The 1,777-nt window shown below is 58.8% G+C and carries 1 protein-coding gene; it reads right to left on the reverse strand.

Features of this window, described 5'->3' with window-relative positions; translation table 11 throughout:
• Nucleotides 1–1,336 (reverse strand): NAD(P)H-quinone oxidoreductase subunit F (locus NW835_RS11040; protein WP_414415308.1); only part of this gene is annotated, 1,336 nt, incomplete at its 3' end.
• Between the last annotated feature and the right edge of the window lie 441 nt (nt 1,337–1,777).

Below are 1,777 nucleotides of genomic sequence, written 5' to 3' on the forward strand. Positions count from 1 at the left end.
CCCAAACCAGGCCGAAGACCCGCGTCAGCCCCAGCGCCGTCACCGCATTGGTAACCAGCACCACTGCCGCCCACAGCACCTGCCCGGATTGCGCCAACTGCTGCCACAAATCTGTCAACACCCAGAAGGAGCCAAAAGGCGGCAGAGCCACCATGCCGGCCATCCCCGTCAAAAAGCACAGGCCGGAGATGGGCCGCCGCGACCACAAGCCCCCCAGGTAGCGCAGATCCTGGGTAATGCTGTTCCAGATCACCATACCCAGCGCCATCACCAGCAAGGCCATCGCCGGCGCATAGGTAAGCAGCAGTTGGTAGGCCTGTTGGGTGTGTCCTGTGCCCACTGCTACAAAGATCAAGCCCATGTAGGCGCTCACCAGATAGGACAAGGCCCGCTTGGCATCAATTTGGGCCAGAGCCACGAAGGCTCCCCCCACTGCCGTCAGTGCCCCGATCACCAGCATCACTCGCAACACCGTTGGAGAAAGAGCATAGAGCGGTTGCAGGCGAATCAACACCCAAGCTCCCGTGCCCACCACCACCGAGTTGCGCAAGATCGAGGCCGGGATCGGCCCCTCCATCGCCTCATCCAGCCACAGGTGCAGGGGGAACTGGGCACACTTGCCCACCGGGCCAGCCAACAACCCCAGCCCCGCCAAAGTGATCAAGGTCGAATCTACAGAGATAGCTCCTGCCTGCACCGACTTTGCCCAAGCCGTCAAGTCCTCAAACTCCCAGGATCCCGTCAGAGGGTAGATGGCGATGACCCCCATCAAGAGCAACAGGTCGCCAATGCGCTTGGTCAGAAAAGCATCCCGCGCCCCTGTTACCACCAGCGATTGGTTAAACCAAAAGCCCACCAACAGGTAGGTGCCCAAGGTCAGGATTTCGAGGATGACGTAGCTAAAAAACAGGGAGTCGCACAAGGCCAGAGCGCACATCCCCCCCTCAAATAGGCCCAGCAAGGAGAAAAACCGCGCCCAGCCCCAGTCCATTTCCATGTAGCCAAACCCATAGATCTGGGCCACCAGGTTTAGCGCTGTCACCACGGCGCAGGCCCCCAGCGTTAGCGATGAGGCCTGCAGCGGCAGCTCCAATACCAGATCCCCCACCTGCAGCCAGGGCAGCCGAATCACTTGCGCCGGCTGATCCCAAATTGCCACCAGCGCCCCCACACTGTGCAAAAACGCCACCAAGGTCAGCAGCGCATTGAGATAGCCCGCTGGTCGGGGGCCGGTGCGCCGGGTAATCCCAGGGGACCAAATCAACGCCCCCAGCCATGCCACTAGTGCATAGAGGGGAATTAACCACGCGGTTCTGACCAGCCCGTCCAAACTCATACTCCTCCTTAGGGCCAGGGAGCCTGCCTGACCCCATCGCTAGCTGAGATCCTGTAAAAAATCTTCAAAGGCATCCTAGCGGCAAACCAGGATAGACAAAAATCGAATTTTCCGATGAAAGCTATAGACTTAAATCTATCTGGGAAAGCAGAAACCTTCTCTCAGGCAACCCAGGCAGGAACCGTTGCCAGAGGGCTCCGGGTGCAGGGCGCCTCGGCCAAGTTACAGCTTGGCGCAAAAAGTAGGGGGATCCCCTTTTCCTCTGGGGATCCCTGCTGAGCTTTGCATGTCATCGTCGATTGACACTCCCCCGACTTTAGTCGGGGGATTCTTACACAGTCGACAGACAGACTCGCAAAAGCACTGTTAAGACGCCCCTAGACAGTTCCTTGAAACCCAGTCTCAAGGTTCCGCTTACTTGTTGACTGACAGCACTGTCCG

The sequence above is a fragment of the Synechococcus sp. OH2 genome, assembly GCF_047462155.1.
GTDB lineage: Bacteria > Cyanobacteriota > Cyanobacteriia > Thermostichales > Thermostichaceae > Thermostichus.